Here is a 14,082-nt window from a genome sequence, read left to right as displayed (position 1 = left end):
TCCTACCCCGCAAACATCTTACTCAGATGTGCCTGTTTTGCTTGTTTTAATAATTCTATGGTCGCCTCTTCCTTGGCTTCCATCTTCTCAATCACATCCAGATACCTTACAACTTCCGCCTGTTTTTCCAAGTCCGTATGGATTTTCAGCTTCATCTCGTCCAGGGCATCCATCTGGATATTCAGCCCCGTCTGGATAGCGCGGAAGAAGCCATCAGCTTGGAAAGAAATCATGTGATAGAGATACTTAGGTAACACCTTGTCATTTGCAGTGACGACTGCATATTTTGCAGGCACTTCCTCCTCTTCAGCGTGGTAAAGCACTTGTCCATTGGTCGCACTAATTTGTATCAAGGTACAGCCAGCTGGATAGACCTTGCCACTTGACCGTTCTATGTTTGCTAGTTCTGTAATTTTGGTTAATTTCATCACCATAATGTTAATTGCTCGCTTTCTTCTTTGATTAACTCGGAAAGACTTGGCTTGTCCACATACTTAGACATTAACTGCTGGTCGTTTTCCAGTTCTTCCTGCTCGGTTGGATCTGTCGCCACCAGTTGCCCAAACAATCTGGCAAACTCTCGCTCCGTTTCAGCGATTTCCCTATCAATCTCAATCAACTCCCTCAAGATGACCCCTAAGGGTTGGACTTCTTCTGGGATAAAGGTGTCGACATAGCGGGGAATGTTCAGATTGAAACCATTCTCGACAATCTCCTCCCAGTCAGCTAGGTAAGAAAATCTCTCCGTTGTCATTCTCAAGGACACCACCGAAGCGACCTTCTTGATATGCTCCAGGTCCAAACTGTTCTGTGCCTTGCCCTTGGTAAATTCATCCTTGGCATCAACAAAGAACACATCTTTCTGGCTTCGCCCCTTTCTCAAGAGCAAAATCGCAACTGGGATGCCTGTATTCAGAAACAGGTTGGGTGCTAGACCGATAATCGTTTCAATTGCCCCATGTTCCAGCAACTGCTGGCGAATAGTGCCCTCGCTATTTGCACGAAAGAGCACACCATGCGGAAGGATGAGCGACATACTGCCACCGTCTTCCAGTTGATGGAAACCGTGCAAGAGAAAGGCAAAATCTGCCTTGGTTTTGGGTGCTAGTCCAAAGAGGTCAAACCGCTCATCACTGATTGGCGTCCATGCCATCGAGTAAGGTGGATTTGAGATGACTACTTCAACTTTCCTGTCACTTGGACTATCTATCTGACTGATAACACCGTTTTGGATAGCATAGACATTGAAACATTCCCGTGTCAGGCTATCGCCGTGGATAACTTCAGCGTCAATCTTGCGAATGGCTAAGTTAATCAGTAGAAACGGGATAACCTTAGTAGAAAATTCCTCGCACCTCACAAACTCCACATCTGGATGATAGTTCAGATATTGGATGGTCAGACTGCCTGTCCCTGCACAGATGTCCGCTAGGCTCTTGCCACCCCTGGACACCCTCGCCAGTAATTCTGCCACACCATCAGGCGTGTAGTCCTGTTTCAACTTTTTACGGTCAGCCCCTTCTTCCTGAAAGAAATCACGGAACTGGTCCAGTTGCTTATCGCTATAGATGGCAGCAATGCGAGCGAGTAGGTCAGACTGTTCAGGGCTAAACAGTTTGGTCATTAGTGTCTGCGGAACTTCAAAAAACTCTTTGACCCCACATATTTCTAAAATAGCTTCTCTCAACTCCCCCGTCCTTTCAAATACTCAGGCATCTCATCTCCAATTTCAATCTCATCATACTGCTCCTTGGTCACCAGGAACTTACCATACGGCCCCACTTCGACATAGTAGTGACCGTCGATGACATCCTTGGCTGTGACCTTGCCAATCATCTCTGTGCCAGCGTTGTCGACCTGGTAGATGATGATGGGGTCCCTTGACTTTAGATCCTTAATCGTGCTTCGTAGACTGTGCACCTCTAGTAACAATGTTACCAACACAGTACTAAGCACGATGATTAACATTTTCCCTTTTCGCATTCTTCCTCCTCGGTTTCGGCAGATAAAAGTCATAGATTCGTCTTCGAATCGCACTCTTGCTTCTGCCGAGCTCTTTTTCTAATTCATTGTATGTGTACCGCTTTTGCAAACACTCAACCAATCGAGCGTGTTCAGCTTTTGTCCATTCGCGGTATCTACTTTGCAAACTCTTCTGAGTATCAAACCAAGCTGGCTCTGGCAGAAACGCATATCTTGGAAACCTGTTCCAGTCGATGTACTTCTTGTTCTGCTCGGCCCATTTCCAGAAATCTTCAATCTTTAATTTCATTTCCTTGCCACGTTTTCGGGCAGGGAAACCCTTGGCCCGAATCCAATAGCGAACCTGGTATTTTGATATCCCAGATTCCCGACAGAATTCCGACAGATTGATAAAATCCTCTGTGCTCTGAACAGTCAAGCCCAGCCGTTGCATCTTACAACGAACAGCAAACACTGAACGTTTCAGCTTCTTAGCAATATTCCTGAGAGGCATTCTGTCACAATTCTTTTCGAGATATTCAATCTCTTCTGCTGTCCATCTTGAGCCCATGAATCAATATCCTCCATAGCGAGTCCTGTGATATTCAACTGCCATTTGATCCAACTCAACTTCAAAATCCTCATCAGACATAGCCATTAACCGTGCCTTTTCAGACATCCTGAGCGGATAGTTGGCTACTTGCCAATCCAACAGTTTATCTAATTTTGCTATTCCGTCCATTAATCCTCCACCTCTATGATTTTAAAATTACCATGCAGATACAACTGCTTTGTCATTACGACACCAACCTGCCAATTTGCGTACCGAAAGGCCTGACGCTCATTGCCGTAGAAAATTTCCAGACCAGTTGTCAAATGCCTCACATCACGGACAAAAGGGTTATCTTGCTTAAGACCGTGTTTCAGTATGACCCGTTTCACCATTTTCCAATTCCTCCAGCTCAGCATATAAGTCAGCCAATCTAGCCTGACCTTCTACAGTGTGCTCATTCCTAACTTCTTCATTTGCCCAAACAGGAACATTTGTCTTGGCTGATTGAGGAGCCCTTGGCACCATATTCAGATACTTGTCAAAGTTCGATTCTCTGAACAAAGTTGACGGCTGTAGGTACTTCTCCCATTCAGTACCAGTCCAGTTGGCTACCATGTTGTCAATGACCTTTTTAAAATCATCCAACTTGTAACCCTCGTTCCACCTAGCCTGAATAATTTTCTTGTTGCTATTTGACTGATACCGATAAGACTTCCCAGTTGCAGAATTTAGATATTCGATAATTTCTTGAATCGGACATATATTATATATATCTTCTTCTTTATCTATTTCTTTATCTATATCTAGAGCGTTACCATGCGTTACTGTAACGTTACATGTAACGTTACTATTTGCTAGTTGCTTTTGCTTTTCCCGATACTTAGCAACACGCTTCCGAGCTTGTTCCCTAGCCTTTTCCATGCTTTCGACACTCTGATGCTTCTCCCAGTTTGGAATGGTAATTGCATTATTGATGATTTCAATCATCCCAAACTGTTCAAACGTTTGAAGTGCAGCCCTAACAGTATTCAAAGGCCTGCGGAACAAGGTTGATAGCATCTCATCTGTATAATGCACACGGTCATTCATCATCAAGACACCACTATAATTCTGCTTGCCAGCCAGTGTCAGCAGCTTAAACCATACCACAATAATCGTGTCAGCTTCAGGTAATGACTCAATCAGCAGAATTTTCTCGTCGTCGAAAATATCCGTTACAATCTTAATCCATTTAATTGCACTAGCCATCATTCCCTCCTTGTTAAAATCAAATTATCAATCCTATCCCTGACAGACTTTTCAGGTATCCAATCCAACCTTCTCATCCTCTTGACATACTTGGCATCAATTCCAAGTAATCCAGCCAATTCCTCATCCTCGATATCAGAATTTTGAACCCAAATAGCATAATCAATCCCAGTATTCGTTTTCAAGTCTGGCTCTCTGCGAGAAACCTTCTTAGGAAATGCATGTCTACGAACCATCTCTCTCCTCCCACATCTCAGCATTGATACCCTTATTCCACAGGTCCTGTTGATAAATCCTGGCTACCTGCCAGCTATCAAAGCATTTCTTGTAGTGGTACTTCCGGCCACGGCTCTTTTTATTTATTTTTGCCACAATCCAAACCATAGCTAGACCTCTCTACCTGCCAACAGCTCAGCTTGGCACCTGTTAACTTTTTCTAAATGTTCAATCCGTCTATTTAACTCTTGGATTATCCTAGCTTTACCGATACATTCCTCTTTTTTCAGGTCTGTCAACTTCTTAAATTCCTTGAACCTGTATCTTTCATATGCAAGCTCCCGTTCAAGTTCATGTTGGCTTTGAGGGATATAGTCTTCTTCCTCAATGCTCAAAAACCTCTTCATCATGTTCCAAAATTTCATATCATCCTCCGTAATATCTGTGGATTTGTAAGTACCTCAAATTCCGCTCTGGTTGCTTTTCTTCAATCACAGGCTCTTTGACCTCTATTTCAATCTCAATAGGCTTACGGATCAGCCATATTAAGCTTGGGGTCAAAATAGCAATGACTGCCAGAGCCTGCTCGGTTGTTAGTAACAATTCTTCTGTCATATCACTGTCCTTTGCCAATTATTGTGGTACCATTCGATTACAGCATCGCGAGGGTACTTCTCACGAGCGTTTTGGATCCGTGGAAAATCTTTGTGACAATTAAATCTTGCATCGAAACTTCCTGTATCCTTTGTTCCTAAGAGCATCTCAGAACATTGTGACTTATTGAGTTCCATTGGATATCGTCGTTTTTCGTCCATGACAACGTGCATGACCTTTAACGCTCTATCCATTAGCCCAGCTTCAAACTGGTCCAACATTTGAATCATTAGATCATTCATAAAGTCCTCCAAACTAATCTTGTTTAGGCAAACTTGGAATCACTAGTGCACCCTTTCGATTAATGAAATATTGAATAACAGAAGGATGATCATCGCTCCATCGACCGTTATATGTTTCTAAAAAGAGTAATAAGAGTCGTTTTTTAGAATATCCCTCAATAGTTTCACTATTCACATTTGATTTTTTTAGTTGGGATAGCATTCTATCTTCAGAAAATACTGAAGTTGTATAAAGAGTCCAAAGCACAGATTGTAGAAATGGTTTATTTGGTAATTTTGTTTCAGATAATACCCTTTCGTAAAATTTGCAAAAACTTCTTAGCTGTTTCTCATTTGAAAAAATGTAGTCCCCATCTTTTAATCTTGTAATAACTTGAGTACCTGTTCCGTCTCTACGACCAGCACCCGCAGTAATTACCATCTTATCGCTCAATAAATCATTTTCTTCTAAAAAATTCATTAGTTTTATGAATTCGGTATCACCCTCTAATGAGTAAGAATAGACATAATCACGTAACCCCCAATTCACTGCGGAGGTATTCATTGAAATAACCGTCTTGAAGTCTGCGGTCGGATCAATGATGTAGCGAACTGGCTTACGATGTTTTTTGAGATAATACAAGCGATGTTGGCCATCAATTACTTGTAACTTTTCATTTACCAAAATTGGTTGACGTTGTCCCTGTGAAAGAAGTTCATCCTCTAACTTACTATTCTCTGTGATTTTTCGATTACTCAATTTACTAAAAATGCCATAGTCTGTTGTTATTAATATTTCATTTGATATTTCATTTGATTTCATGATATAATCCTCTTGTATCTTTAGATTTGAGCCTGATTGCCGTCAGGCTTTTTGTGTTGTATTCCAGTAGGTTTCCAAGTTAACCGACAAGATTGCTGCTAGGTTTTTCTTCTCTGTTTCAATCTGTCGCCTATACGGCGCCAACCCGTCCAATCTTTCCTGTTCTGACTTCGGCAGGTAATATCCATTTGGCTTAGTCTTCTTTGCTACTATCGGGTGATTGAAATTAACCCGCAAACTTTCAACCACTTCTTCCAAGCTACGCTTTGAAATGTTGAATGTTAGCCGTAACTCACTGGCTTGGATTGGCAAGTCGTAGCTGGCATTGTTTTTGATAGCATTGAGAACTTTGGTTTCCAAGTCATTCATTTCCCTTGATGCTGTCATGTCATTCCCCTCCTTATCTCTCCAAGTGCCAACACAGTCTCCCACACATCTAGCCCCTCAAGGCTATCAACTATCAGTTGACTGAGCTGGTAGTTTTTCTTTTGCCAGTTCTGGATCAGCTTACTAGTCATCTTCTTCCACCACATTCTGCACTTCCACAACCTCTACATGGGCCTGCTTGACTATCAAATCTTTAGAAGCACAGTAGCGAATCAAGATGCTCACAGCCTCGCCAATTTTCAAGTCATGCTCATTGGCGAAATCAACAACATATTCATACGCGTCCGATTCGATACGGACCACTTTTTCAGCAATTTTCATAAACCCTCATCCCTTTCTAAATTCATCCAGGCTGACATCCAAAGCGTCAGCGATTTTAACAACATTACTAAACATCATATCCTTCTTCTTCCCAGATTTTAGTTCTGCCAACATCGTATAATTGATACCCGCTTTCTTTGCTAAAGCGTAGATAGTCATTCCTCGGATATTAGCGAGTTCTTCGATTTTCTCCCACATCTTCAAAACCACTATATTCTGCTGGTTACTCTGACTGAGTCTGGCTCAATTTTGGAAATTCGATAATCATAGTCCGTTCTCTGTTGCATCATTGTATGCTCTAAATAATTTATTGTGCTTTTATTAACTGCAACCTCACATCTCAACTTAGCAATCTCATCATGGGGTTGCTTTTTCATTTGTCCGCTATACGGATACCGTTTTGGTCTCATGTCATTCTCCTTTCTGTAAATAGCAGAGCTTCTTAGCTGTAGGCTACTCGTTCAATATCTTTTAAAACACTAAGTACGATGCGCTTATCAAGATTCATGTTTGAAAAATACAAATAATCTACAACAAATTTTATCCGCTGGTCTTTTGTCATATTTTTTGTGAAAGGCAGTTTTTGTTGAATCAGTTATTGCAACTCATCATTCATGACTGTACGAACCGAAAATAACTTTTCGTAATCCATCCCCTTCTCCTTTCTACGCAGTAAACACCGCATTACCTTGTTTGTCCAAGTAACCGACTACTGTATGGCTGTTTGCATAACCACATCGTGGGTTAACTCTAGGAAACCGCATCACTTCTTTTAAGATGAGCGTTCTTTTTTCGTTGCAGTCGTAGACTGTTAGATAACCTTTCTCTTTCAGAGAATTTGTTGTTTTATTGCGTTTTCTTATGAGTTCAATTCCTGACATCATTGTCTTCCTTTCTAGTTTGTTGGTAAGTTTGATATAATAAAAATAAAAACGTGAGGTACTGTCATGACACCGCAAATTGAAACCACTCCATTCTGGCAAACACTTGATTTCTGGAACTTCGTCATTGCTGTTCTAGCTCTACTGGCAGCCTTTTACAGCATTTGGTATACCAGACAACGAGATAAGACAACTCTTGAAATCATTGATACTTGGTATGAAACACCAGAAGGAAACCCCTTTTTCATAGGATTCACAATTTTCAATAATTCATCTACAGCAGTTAGACTGACAAATGTGGAGCTACTAAACCTCAACGGCACTCCTGCAAGCGTCCTAAAGGAATATGAATACAAATCCCCTTTTGGAAATAATCCTCTATCTGCAGCACTCCACTACGACCCGTTCCACCAAAACAGCCCATTCGACAGAGAAGAAATCATCCCGGCCAACGCAGACACTTCTTTCAAGTATTACCTCTATCCGTTTTCTCCAGAAATGAAGATAAAAGTCACTGCCGATCGTCCAATCCACAGATGGTCAAAAACTAAAATTTTTTCAGTCCATTTTGTTAAGTCGGATTAGAATTGTAATATTCATAATCATGTGTACAATTAGTAAAATAAATGTTGCTAGTTGCATTTTTGCTCCTCCTTCCTAGTTCGGTTTTGGTGGTTTCAGAAATTCAAATTTCTTGAACATTGTATGTAAAAAAATATGTCGGTATTTCAGCGATATCTAAATCTAGCAACTCAAATGCTTTTTCCATCTCCTCATCCTTCCAACCTACTTTACCGTTGAGTTTTAGGGATAAAGAGCGTTCTGACAAGCCTATTGCAGTTGCGAAGTTATACTGTGTCCCGAATTTTTCTACAATACGACCAGACAATTTTGAAAAGTCTTTTGACATTCATTTCTCCTTTCCTGATTTTCTTGCTCAAGTTTCTTGAACAAATACATTGTATAATTTTGCTTGAACTTTGTCAATAGAAAAATTCAAGTTTTTTGAATTTATTTCTTGAACTTTTGTTCAAGACGGAGTATAATAAGGTATAAACTGAAAGGAACGTACATCTTATGCAACGGAGTTCTACCTCGCAGAGATTAAAGCAAATTATGCTTGAAAGAAATTTGCGTCAAGTTGATATCTTGGAAAAATCAAAACCTTATCAGAGAGAACTAGGCGTAAAGATGGGGCGAAGTGCGCTTTCTCAATACGTAACTGGCAAATCTAAACCTGATGATAAGAAACTTTCTTTATTGTCTAAAACATTAGATGTCAGCGAAACTTGGCTTATGGGATATGACGTTCCGAGAGAAAGAGAAATCAAAAACTCCCCCACAAACCAACCAACCCCTACCATCGACTTCAAGGAAATGGCAGCCGAGTCCATGTCTTACGACGGTATGCCCCTCAATGACGAGGATATCGACCTCATCGCATCCATCCTAGAAACACGGATGAAGAGTAGAAATAAGGAATAATTGCCTATGATGACACCAGAATCAGTCTGCGCCGAGCGTGGCATTGATTTGGTCTATTTTGACGGTAGAGATACGGACAAGAAAGGCATTTACAACAAGCGAGCAAACATGATTGCCGTTGATGTCTACTTGGACGATATCGAGAGAAAGAAAGTCATCTACCACGAAATGGGCCACGAAGACCACGACCCATCCCAATACGACCGCAGACGCGAACAGTATGAGCTACAAGCAGATAGAAATATGATCCACTACCTGGTCAAAGAAGAAATAGCTCTACTGGAAGATACTAGCGATTTTAACTACGTTCGCTTTATGGAAAAATACGACTTAAAAACCACAGTCAATGAGGCCATGGTGATTGAGGAGTTTAATAACTTATTCAATTAAAAAATACGTGTACGCCCACCGCACGAAAAACGGGCAGGAGAATTATATGGAAAATAACGTCACAGTAAATGTATACACACAAAACGAGAGTTATTTTGACGGCGGATTATTAAGTTATATTGGACACAGTTTACTTGCTGCACTAATTACTATCTGCACCTTTGGTATTTGCGCTCCTTGGGGAATTTGCATCATGATTAGTTGGAAAACTAAGCATACAGTAATCGATGGCCGAAGACTCTACTTTGACGGAACTGCAATGCAGTTATTCGGAAACTGGATTAAATGGCTTTTGTTAACCATCGTTACATTAGGTATCTACTCATTCTGGTTAAATATCAAACTTGACCAATGGATTACTAAACATACGCATCATATTGGTTAAGACAAAAAGCGCACTACCGCCCGGCCATTTCACTATCATCGTAAAGTCGTGGAGGTGTATAGGGGATAGGAGGAAACATGGAACAATCAAAAATTTATAGAACCAAAGAAAAATTCGATAGCATAGTCAATCAAACCGAAAATGAATTCATTGATTACTGGTATGCCCGTGACCTTATGCCCCTACTTGGTTACGAACGTTGGGAGAATTTTCATAAAGCTATCCAAAGAGCGATGAACTCCGTAGAAACCAGTGACACCAAGGTGTCAGACCATTTTCGTGAGGTCACGAAAATGGTTCCTTTAGGCAGTGGTTCTGAACGCCCCGTTAAAGACTATATGCTTACTCGTTACGCTTGTTACCTTATTGCCATAAACGGAGACACTAACAAAGAAGAGATTGCCTTTGCTCAATCCTATTTTGCAGTCCAAACCAGAAAGCAAGAATTGATTGAGGAACGACTCCGCTATATTGAACGAACAGAAGCTCGAGGCAAACTCAAAGAATCTGAAAAACGCCTATCACAAAACATCTATGAAAGAGGTGTTGACGACAAAGGATTTGGACGTATTCGGTCAAAGGGTGACAAGGCACTATTTGGAGGACATAGCACGCAGGAAATGAAAGAACGTCTTGGTGTCAAAAGCAACCGTCCACTAGCTGACTTCTTACCAACTCTGACCATCGCAGCAAAAAATCTAGCGACCGAGATGACAAATTACAATGTTGAAGAAAACGACCTCCATGGCGAAAAATCCATCACAGATGAACACGTTTTGAATAATACAACTATCCGAAACATGCTTGGACAACGCGGTATCAAACCAGAAGAACTCCCTCCAGCAGAAGACTTGAAAAAGTTAGAACGCAAAGTAAAACAACAAAACAAAAATCTTATCAAAGAAGCAGGAAAATTACCTTAAACAAAAATCCCCACACTCTCCGCCGACCAAAGCTTGAGTGTAGGGTAATTCCGTATAAGAAACCGCCATTAAATGGGCAGTTTTCTTATACCCATTTTATCAAAATAGAAAGGGTAAAGCAATGGCATATTTTAGAAAAAGAGATAACGGATGGGAATACCGTATCTCCTACAAAGCCCCAGACGGCTCATTTAAGCAGAAATCAAAAGGTGGGTTTGCAACAAAAAAATTGGCTCAAACTGCTGCAAGCAAGGCGGAGAGATTGCTTACCAATAATGTATTTATTGATGACAAACAAACATTTCTGGACTATTATCACAACTGGGCCGAGATCCATAAGAAGCCAAATGTCACGCCTGTGACTTGGAAGAAATATCAGCATACAGAAAGCAAAGTCAAGTTGTACTTTAAAGATACAAAGTTAACCGAAATTACAAATAGCATGTATCAGCAGGTACTAAATCAATTCGCCAGCACACACACCCAAGAAACGGTTGAAAAATTTCATTATCAAGTCAAGGCAGCGGTTAAGATGGCTGTGCACGAAGGCATCATTGAGCGGAACTTCTGCGATTTTGCTATTATACGCTCATCGGTAGAATCATTCGCAAAAGAAACCAAGTTTTTGGAAATGCAAGAGTATACCGACCTAATCCGACAGACAAGAGAAAAGATAGAATATCATTCGTATGCTATTATCTACTTAATCGCTGTCACAGGTATGCGTTTTGCTGAAGCTGTCGGATTAACCTGGGATGATATAGATTTTGAAAATGGATTGATTGACATCAATAAAACGTATAATTACAATACTACTTTTGATTTTGCGCCAACAAAAAATAGCAGCTCGATGAGAAAAGTCCCTATTGATGACCAGACTATCAATTTGCTGATCGCGTACAAAGAAAAGTATTGGATCGAGAATGATCAAAATAGAATTTTTGCTTCCGTATCGAATGCAGCAGCCAATAAGACTATTAAGAAAATTGTTGGGCGAAATGTCCACATACACTCACTACGACATACTTATGCTTCATACTTGATTACCCAAGGTGTTGAATTGATTTCCATCTCCCAATTATTGGGACATGAAAATTTAAACATCACACTCAAAGTCTATGCCCACCAGCTTGAATCATTAAAAGAAAAAAGCAACGATAAGGTCAGAAAGATATTTGAAAAATTTGGGGCAGATTTGGGGCAGACATAACAAAAACCCTTGTGTTTCAAGGGTTTTTAACGTTATTTTATGCTAGTTGCCGGGATTGAACCGGCGACCTCATCCTTACCATGGATGCGCTCTACCGACTGAGCTAAACCAGCAGTACCTTATCAGTATATCATACTCTGGAAATTTGTCAATATTTTTTGAAAGAAAAAAAGCCTATAAAAGACTCTTTTCCGCTATACATATCTGAATAGATTCTACAGTTTTCTCAGCAACTCTTTCAAAGCCCTGCTTTTGCCAAAATCGACTGGCCTGTGGATTGGCCGCCACATAGCCTAGTCTGACTTTTTGGAAATACTGTCCTAACTGACTTTCTAGCTCTGCCATGATTTTGGAGCCTATCCCCTGACCAGCCCAGCTACCGTCCACCATAAAGAGACCAATGTAAGCTATCTGTTCATCAGGATAGCCGGCAATCAAATCCAGCACTGCCACCAACTGATTGTCCCACCAGTAACCGACAAAATACTTATCTGACAGGTCCTTCCCAGGCGGACAATCGACTAAATCTTGCCGCAAACCTTCCAAACTCGGACTAGGCGGATGATGTTCAAAATAGAGGGGATTGGTCTGGTAAAGAACCAAAACCTGCTCTAAGTCAGCTTCAGTTAGCTTTCGGACTTGATAATAATTTGAAAATTGACTAATCTTCATCCTCTTCGTTCCCACTAGGCTCCCCAATCACCTCAAAACTTGCTCGGCTATCTGCTGCTAATGCATCTTGTTCGTAAGCATTGATGATCTGGGCAACAACCGGATGACGGACCACGTCCTTGGCAGAAAAATAGACAAAATCAATCTGCGAAATATTTTTCAATTTTTCCGTAGCATCAATTAAACCAGACTTGACCTTACGAGGTAGGTCAATCTGACTAATATCCCCGTTGACAATCATCTTGGAATTAAAACCGAGACGGGTCAAAAACATCTTCATCTGCATGATAGTAGTGTTTTGCGCCTCATCCAGAATGACAAAGGCATCTTCCAGCGTCCGCCCCCTCATATAAGCCAAAGGTGCAATTTCGATAATCTCCCGCTCCATGAGACGAGTGGTCTGCTCCTTACCCAAAATCTGATAGAGGGCATCGTAAACGGGACGCAGATAAGGATCAACCTTCTCCTTCAAATCCCCCGGCAAAAAGCCCAGACTTTCACCAGCCTCAACCGCAGGACGAGTCAGGACAATCCGCTTGACCTGACCACGCTTGAGGGCGGTGACAGCCAAGGTCACAGCCAGGAAGGTTTTTCCCGTCCCTGCTGGACCGATACCAAAGACAATATCATGTCGCTTAACAGCATCCACATAAACCTTCTGTCCCAAGGTCTTGACACGAATGGGCTTGCCAGAATTGTCCTTGATGATTTCTTCCTCATAGAGGGCGACAAATTTTTCGATTTCATCATTTTTGGCCATGGAAATAGCCGTCACCACATCTGGCGTTGACACAGTTAGCCCGCGATTGACCAAGACCAAGAGGGACTGGATGACCAGACGGGCCTGCTCAACATGGTCAGCTTGACCAATGACCTGGACCTTTTCTGTCCGAGCATGAATGACTACGCCCAGCTCCTGCTCCATCAGACGCAAATGGCGCTCATTGGACCCAAAAAGACTAAAACTATCGTCCGGATGGCTGAGTTGAATATCAATAGAATGTTCTTGCAAAGACTTGCTCCTTTACCTGTGCTTTTCTATTATTATACCAAAAATCTCTCAAACTGGCCTTGTGAAAACAAAAAGAACAGAGAAGATCACCTCTCTGCTCCTATGGAGACCGTGTTTATTATATAAAGGGATTAGGTTATAAAGGAATAAGTAGATCTCCACGATTTTCGTAAGAAATTATTCTTACACTTGTATTATAATCCTATTTAGTGATAAATTGCAACTAAATGAACTTTATTTTTATGTATATTTTTACATTTTTGCTTTTATATTGGTATGATTATATGAAATAATCCTATATGCAGTGCAGGCTAATGGGCCATATAGTCCTCCCAAATGGCGTCAAAATCAGACATTGAAAAAGCAAAACTGGCCGACTCCTCCAAAAAGCGACTGACCTCATCAAAATCCGTTGATTGCTTTGGGAAATCATACTCTTCAAAGGCAAAATCAGCCAAAATAGCCACAGGCTCGTTGGACTTGGGATTTCGCTGGGTCATCAACCAGCTATAAAAGGTTCTTCTCATACTATCCTATTCTCCTTAATGATGAAAGAATCCTTCAGTTCAGAACCAAAGGATTCTCCATAAAGTAAAACAAACTCAGTTTGTAGACAAAGTCTCTTTTCAGACTTTCCTGAGGTGATGTTGGATGGCTCCGAAAGTCAGGGGAGTGACTTTCGGAGGTTGGAAATAGAACGAACGCAGTTCGGTTCATTTAGTCAGGGGAGTGACTATCA

General features: G+C 41.1%; 28 protein-coding genes and 1 tRNA gene. 6 read left to right on the top strand and 23 right to left on the bottom strand.

What is annotated here, in order from left to right:
- Positions 1–2 precede the first annotated feature (2 nt).
- The 18 genes from ACHBIF_RS04130 to ACHBIF_RS04045 all read right to left on the bottom strand — a co-directional run bounded on the left by ACHBIF_RS04130 (position 3) and on the right by ACHBIF_RS04045 (position 7,266).
- The gene (locus ACHBIF_RS04130) at positions 3–428 is read right to left on the bottom strand and encodes a restriction endonuclease subunit S (RefSeq protein WP_105160777.1); all 426 of its coding nucleotides are present in this window, start codon (positions 426–428) and stop codon (positions 3–5) included.
- The gene (locus ACHBIF_RS04125) at positions 428–1,687 is read right to left on the bottom strand and encodes an N-6 DNA methylase (RefSeq protein WP_394718860.1); all 1,260 of its coding nucleotides are present in this window, start codon (positions 1,685–1,687) and stop codon (positions 428–430) included. Before ACHBIF_RS04125 ends, ACHBIF_RS04130 begins: the two co-directional genes overlap by 1 nt.
- Positions 1,684–1,983: a DUF1372 family protein gene (locus ACHBIF_RS04120; protein ID WP_394718858.1), complete on the bottom strand. Its 300-nt coding sequence runs from the start codon at positions 1,981–1,983 to the stop codon at positions 1,684–1,686. The genes ACHBIF_RS04125 and ACHBIF_RS04120 overlap by 4 nt, the downstream gene beginning before the upstream one ends.
- On the bottom strand, positions 1,949–2,533 hold the full coding sequence (locus tag ACHBIF_RS04115) for a hypothetical protein (protein ID WP_394718856.1): 585 nt from the start codon (positions 2,531–2,533) through the stop codon (positions 1,949–1,951). The genes ACHBIF_RS04120 and ACHBIF_RS04115 overlap by 35 nt, the downstream gene beginning before the upstream one ends.
- Before the next feature lie 3 nt (positions 2,534–2,536).
- Positions 2,537–2,704, bottom strand: a complete 168-nt coding sequence (locus tag ACHBIF_RS04110; RefSeq protein ID WP_394718854.1) for a hypothetical protein — start codon at positions 2,702–2,704, stop codon at positions 2,537–2,539.
- Complete coding sequence (locus ACHBIF_RS04105; protein ID WP_394718852.1) at positions 2,704–2,907, bottom strand: hypothetical protein; 204 nt, start codon at positions 2,905–2,907, stop codon at positions 2,704–2,706. Before ACHBIF_RS04105 ends, ACHBIF_RS04110 begins: the two co-directional genes overlap by 1 nt.
- Entirely contained in the window at positions 2,873–3,763 is an 891-nt protein-coding gene (locus ACHBIF_RS04100) for a phage replisome organizer N-terminal domain-containing protein (protein ID WP_394718850.1), read from the bottom strand. Before ACHBIF_RS04100 ends, ACHBIF_RS04105 begins: the two co-directional genes overlap by 35 nt.
- Complete coding sequence (locus ACHBIF_RS04095; protein ID WP_394718848.1) at positions 3,763–3,999, bottom strand: hypothetical protein; 237 nt, start codon at positions 3,997–3,999, stop codon at positions 3,763–3,765. Before ACHBIF_RS04095 ends, ACHBIF_RS04100 begins: the two co-directional genes overlap by 1 nt.
- Positions 3,989–4,147 carry a hypothetical protein gene (locus ACHBIF_RS04090; RefSeq protein ID WP_394718846.1) on the bottom strand — a complete coding sequence of 53 codons (159 nt, stop codon included), beginning with the start codon at positions 4,145–4,147 and terminating at the stop codon, positions 3,989–3,991. Before ACHBIF_RS04090 ends, ACHBIF_RS04095 begins: the two co-directional genes overlap by 11 nt.
- 2 nt (positions 4,148–4,149) lie before the next feature.
- Positions 4,150–4,404, bottom strand: coding sequence for a hypothetical protein (locus ACHBIF_RS04085; RefSeq protein ID WP_394718845.1), 255 nt, complete (start codon positions 4,402–4,404; stop codon positions 4,150–4,152).
- A gap of 1 nt (position 4,405) precedes the next feature.
- Complete coding sequence (locus ACHBIF_RS04080; protein ID WP_394718844.1) at positions 4,406–4,594, bottom strand: hypothetical protein; 189 nt, start codon at positions 4,592–4,594, stop codon at positions 4,406–4,408.
- Positions 4,591–4,875, bottom strand: coding sequence for a DNA-binding protein (locus tag ACHBIF_RS04075; protein ID WP_394718842.1), 285 nt, complete (start codon positions 4,873–4,875; stop codon positions 4,591–4,593). Before ACHBIF_RS04075 ends, ACHBIF_RS04080 begins: the two co-directional genes overlap by 4 nt.
- Positions 4,876–4,888: 13 nt before the next feature.
- The gene (locus ACHBIF_RS04070) at positions 4,889–5,677 is read right to left on the bottom strand and encodes a ParB N-terminal domain-containing protein (RefSeq protein WP_394718840.1); all 789 of its coding nucleotides are present in this window, start codon (positions 5,675–5,677) and stop codon (positions 4,889–4,891) included.
- Between the two features lie 42 nt (positions 5,678–5,719).
- Positions 5,720–6,064 (bottom strand): hypothetical protein, encoded by a 345-nt coding sequence (locus ACHBIF_RS04065; RefSeq protein ID WP_394718838.1) that lies wholly within the window; start codon positions 6,062–6,064, stop codon positions 5,720–5,722.
- Positions 6,061–6,195: a hypothetical protein gene (locus ACHBIF_RS04060; protein ID WP_394718836.1), complete on the bottom strand. Its 135-nt coding sequence runs from the start codon at positions 6,193–6,195 to the stop codon at positions 6,061–6,063. The genes ACHBIF_RS04065 and ACHBIF_RS04060 overlap by 4 nt, the downstream gene beginning before the upstream one ends.
- Positions 6,188–6,385: a hypothetical protein gene (locus ACHBIF_RS04055; protein ID WP_024412305.1), complete on the bottom strand. Its 198-nt coding sequence runs from the start codon at positions 6,383–6,385 to the stop codon at positions 6,188–6,190. Before ACHBIF_RS04055 ends, ACHBIF_RS04060 begins: the two co-directional genes overlap by 8 nt.
- Before the next feature lie 6 nt (positions 6,386–6,391).
- Positions 6,392–6,583: a helix-turn-helix domain-containing protein gene (locus tag ACHBIF_RS04050; RefSeq protein ID WP_394718833.1), complete on the bottom strand. Its 192-nt coding sequence runs from the start codon at positions 6,581–6,583 to the stop codon at positions 6,392–6,394.
- A gap of 467 nt (positions 6,584–7,050) precedes the next feature.
- Positions 7,051–7,266 (bottom strand): hypothetical protein, encoded by a 216-nt coding sequence (locus ACHBIF_RS04045; protein WP_394718831.1) that lies wholly within the window; start codon positions 7,264–7,266, stop codon positions 7,051–7,053.
- 66 nt (positions 7,267–7,332) lie between these two features.
- Between ACHBIF_RS04045 and ACHBIF_RS04040 the strand changes: the two genes are divergently transcribed.
- On the top strand, positions 7,333–7,851 hold the full coding sequence (locus ACHBIF_RS04040; protein ID WP_394718829.1) for a hypothetical protein: 519 nt from the start codon (positions 7,333–7,335) through the stop codon (positions 7,849–7,851).
- A 100-nt stretch (positions 7,852–7,951) separates the two neighbouring features.
- Here the strand turns inward: ACHBIF_RS04040 and ACHBIF_RS04035 are convergent, their stop codons facing one another.
- Complete coding sequence (locus ACHBIF_RS04035) at positions 7,952–8,176, bottom strand: DUF739 family protein (protein WP_208582389.1); 225 nt, start codon at positions 8,174–8,176, stop codon at positions 7,952–7,954.
- A gap of 206 nt (positions 8,177–8,382) precedes the next feature.
- On the opposite strand from ACHBIF_RS04035, the gene ACHBIF_RS04030 reads away from it, so the two are divergent.
- The 5 genes from ACHBIF_RS04030 (at position 8,383) to ACHBIF_RS04010 (ending at position 11,659) form a co-directional block, all read left to right on the top strand.
- Positions 8,383–8,751 (top strand): helix-turn-helix domain-containing protein, encoded by a 369-nt coding sequence (locus ACHBIF_RS04030; protein ID WP_394718827.1) that lies wholly within the window; start codon positions 8,383–8,385, stop codon positions 8,749–8,751.
- Positions 8,752–8,757: 6 nt separating this feature from the next.
- Entirely contained in the window at positions 8,758–9,141 is a 384-nt protein-coding gene (locus tag ACHBIF_RS04025) for an ImmA/IrrE family metallo-endopeptidase (RefSeq protein ID WP_394718825.1), read from the top strand.
- Positions 9,142–9,187: 46 nt separating this feature from the next.
- Entirely contained in the window at positions 9,188–9,526 is a 339-nt protein-coding gene (locus tag ACHBIF_RS04020; RefSeq protein ID WP_044759802.1) for a DUF898 family protein, read from the top strand.
- A 77-nt stretch (positions 9,527–9,603) separates the two neighbouring features.
- On the top strand, positions 9,604–10,449 hold the full coding sequence (dinD, locus tag ACHBIF_RS04015) for a DNA damage-inducible protein D (RefSeq protein ID WP_105138097.1): 846 nt from the start codon (positions 9,604–9,606) through the stop codon (positions 10,447–10,449).
- Between the two features lie 121 nt (positions 10,450–10,570).
- Positions 10,571–11,659 (top strand): site-specific integrase, encoded by a 1,089-nt coding sequence (locus tag ACHBIF_RS04010; protein ID WP_394718822.1) that lies wholly within the window; start codon positions 10,571–10,573, stop codon positions 11,657–11,659.
- Positions 11,660–11,699: 40 nt separating this feature from the next.
- Here ACHBIF_RS04010 and ACHBIF_RS04005 read toward each other — a convergent pair.
- The 4 genes from ACHBIF_RS04005 to ACHBIF_RS03990 all read right to left on the bottom strand — a co-directional run bounded on the left by ACHBIF_RS04005 (position 11,700) and on the right by ACHBIF_RS03990 (position 13,870).
- A tRNA-Thr gene (locus ACHBIF_RS04005) sits at positions 11,700–11,772 on the bottom strand.
- 61 nt (positions 11,773–11,833) lie between these two features.
- On the bottom strand, positions 11,834–12,331 hold the full coding sequence (locus ACHBIF_RS04000; protein ID WP_394718820.1) for a GNAT family N-acetyltransferase: 498 nt from the start codon (positions 12,329–12,331) through the stop codon (positions 11,834–11,836).
- Positions 12,321–13,343: a PhoH family protein gene (locus ACHBIF_RS03995; protein ID WP_257117983.1), complete on the bottom strand. Its 1,023-nt coding sequence runs from the start codon at positions 13,341–13,343 to the stop codon at positions 12,321–12,323. Before ACHBIF_RS03995 ends, ACHBIF_RS04000 begins: the two co-directional genes overlap by 11 nt.
- Before the next feature lie 311 nt (positions 13,344–13,654).
- Positions 13,655–13,870 carry a YozE family protein gene (locus ACHBIF_RS03990; RefSeq protein WP_125265733.1) on the bottom strand — a complete coding sequence of 72 codons (216 nt, stop codon included), beginning with the start codon at positions 13,868–13,870 and terminating at the stop codon, positions 13,655–13,657.
- Positions 13,871–14,082: the final 212 nt, after the last annotated feature.

Origin of the sequence: Streptococcus sp. A11 (genome assembly GCF_043674225.1) — a bacterium.
Taxonomy (GTDB): Bacteria; Bacillota; Bacilli; order Lactobacillales; family Streptococcaceae; genus Streptococcus; species Streptococcus suis_V.
This window is presented reverse-complemented; position numbering and strand designations above follow the sequence as displayed.

Bases quoted from the DNA above. Each gene is read 5' to 3' on its own strand.
- ACHBIF_RS04130 (WP_105160777.1), bottom strand. From the start codon at position 428: ATGAAATTAACCAAAATTACAGAACTAGCAAACATAGAACGGTCAAGT.
- ACHBIF_RS04120 (WP_394718858.1), bottom strand. From the start codon at position 1,983: ATGCGAAAAGGGAAAATGTTAATCATCGTGCTTAGTACTGTGTTGGTA.
- ACHBIF_RS04115 (WP_394718856.1), bottom strand. From the start codon at position 2,533: ATGGGCTCAAGATGGACAGCAGAAGAGATTGAATATCTCGAAAAGAAT.
- ACHBIF_RS04110 (WP_394718854.1), bottom strand. From the start codon at position 2,704: ATGGACGGAATAGCAAAATTAGATAAACTGTTGGATTGGCAAGTAGCC.
- ACHBIF_RS04105 (WP_394718852.1), bottom strand. From the start codon at position 2,907: ATGGTGAAACGGGTCATACTGAAACACGGTCTTAAGCAAGATAACCCT.
- ACHBIF_RS04100 (WP_394718850.1), bottom strand. From the start codon at position 3,763: ATGGCTAGTGCAATTAAATGGATTAAGATTGTAACGGATATTTTCGAC.
- ACHBIF_RS04095 (WP_394718848.1), bottom strand. From the start codon at position 3,999: ATGGTTCGTAGACATGCATTTCCTAAGAAGGTTTCTCGCAGAGAGCCA.
- ACHBIF_RS04090 (WP_394718846.1), bottom strand. From the start codon at position 4,147: ATGGTTTGGATTGTGGCAAAAATAAATAAAAAGAGCCGTGGCCGGAAG.
- ACHBIF_RS04085 (WP_394718845.1), bottom strand. From the start codon at position 4,404: ATGAAATTTTGGAACATGATGAAGAGGTTTTTGAGCATTGAGGAAGAA.
- ACHBIF_RS04080 (WP_394718844.1), bottom strand. From the start codon at position 4,594: ATGACAGAAGAATTGTTACTAACAACCGAGCAGGCTCTGGCAGTCATT.
- ACHBIF_RS04075 (WP_394718842.1), bottom strand. From the start codon at position 4,875: ATGAATGATCTAATGATTCAAATGTTGGACCAGTTTGAAGCTGGGCTA.
- ACHBIF_RS04070 (WP_394718840.1), bottom strand. From the start codon at position 5,677: ATGAAATCAAATGAAATATCAAATGAAATATTAATAACAACAGACTAT.
- ACHBIF_RS04065 (WP_394718838.1), bottom strand. From the start codon at position 6,064: ATGACAGCATCAAGGGAAATGAATGACTTGGAAACCAAAGTTCTCAAT.
- ACHBIF_RS04060 (WP_394718836.1), bottom strand. From the start codon at position 6,195: ATGACTAGTAAGCTGATCCAGAACTGGCAAAAGAAAAACTACCAGCTC.
- ACHBIF_RS04055 (WP_024412305.1), bottom strand. From the start codon at position 6,385: ATGAAAATTGCTGAAAAAGTGGTCCGTATCGAATCGGACGCGTATGAA.
- ACHBIF_RS04050 (WP_394718833.1), bottom strand. From the start codon at position 6,583: ATGTGGGAGAAAATCGAAGAACTCGCTAATATCCGAGGAATGACTATC.
- ACHBIF_RS04045 (WP_394718831.1), bottom strand. From the start codon at position 7,266: ATGTCAGGAATTGAACTCATAAGAAAACGCAATAAAACAACAAATTCT.
- ACHBIF_RS04040 (WP_394718829.1), top strand. From the start codon at position 7,333: ATGACACCGCAAATTGAAACCACTCCATTCTGGCAAACACTTGATTTC.
- ACHBIF_RS04035 (WP_208582389.1), bottom strand. From the start codon at position 8,176: ATGTCAAAAGACTTTTCAAAATTGTCTGGTCGTATTGTAGAAAAATTC.
- ACHBIF_RS04030 (WP_394718827.1), top strand. From the start codon at position 8,383: ATGCTTGAAAGAAATTTGCGTCAAGTTGATATCTTGGAAAAATCAAAA.
- ACHBIF_RS04025 (WP_394718825.1), top strand. From the start codon at position 8,758: ATGATGACACCAGAATCAGTCTGCGCCGAGCGTGGCATTGATTTGGTC.
- ACHBIF_RS04020 (WP_044759802.1), top strand. From the start codon at position 9,188: ATGGAAAATAACGTCACAGTAAATGTATACACACAAAACGAGAGTTAT.
- dinD (WP_105138097.1), top strand. From the start codon at position 9,604: ATGGAACAATCAAAAATTTATAGAACCAAAGAAAAATTCGATAGCATA.
- ACHBIF_RS04010 (WP_394718822.1), top strand. From the start codon at position 10,571: ATGGCATATTTTAGAAAAAGAGATAACGGATGGGAATACCGTATCTCC.
- ACHBIF_RS04000 (WP_394718820.1), bottom strand. From the start codon at position 12,331: ATGAAGATTAGTCAATTTTCAAATTATTATCAAGTCCGAAAGCTAACT.
- ACHBIF_RS03990 (WP_125265733.1), bottom strand. From the start codon at position 13,870: ATGAGAAGAACCTTTTATAGCTGGTTGATGACCCAGCGAAATCCCAAG.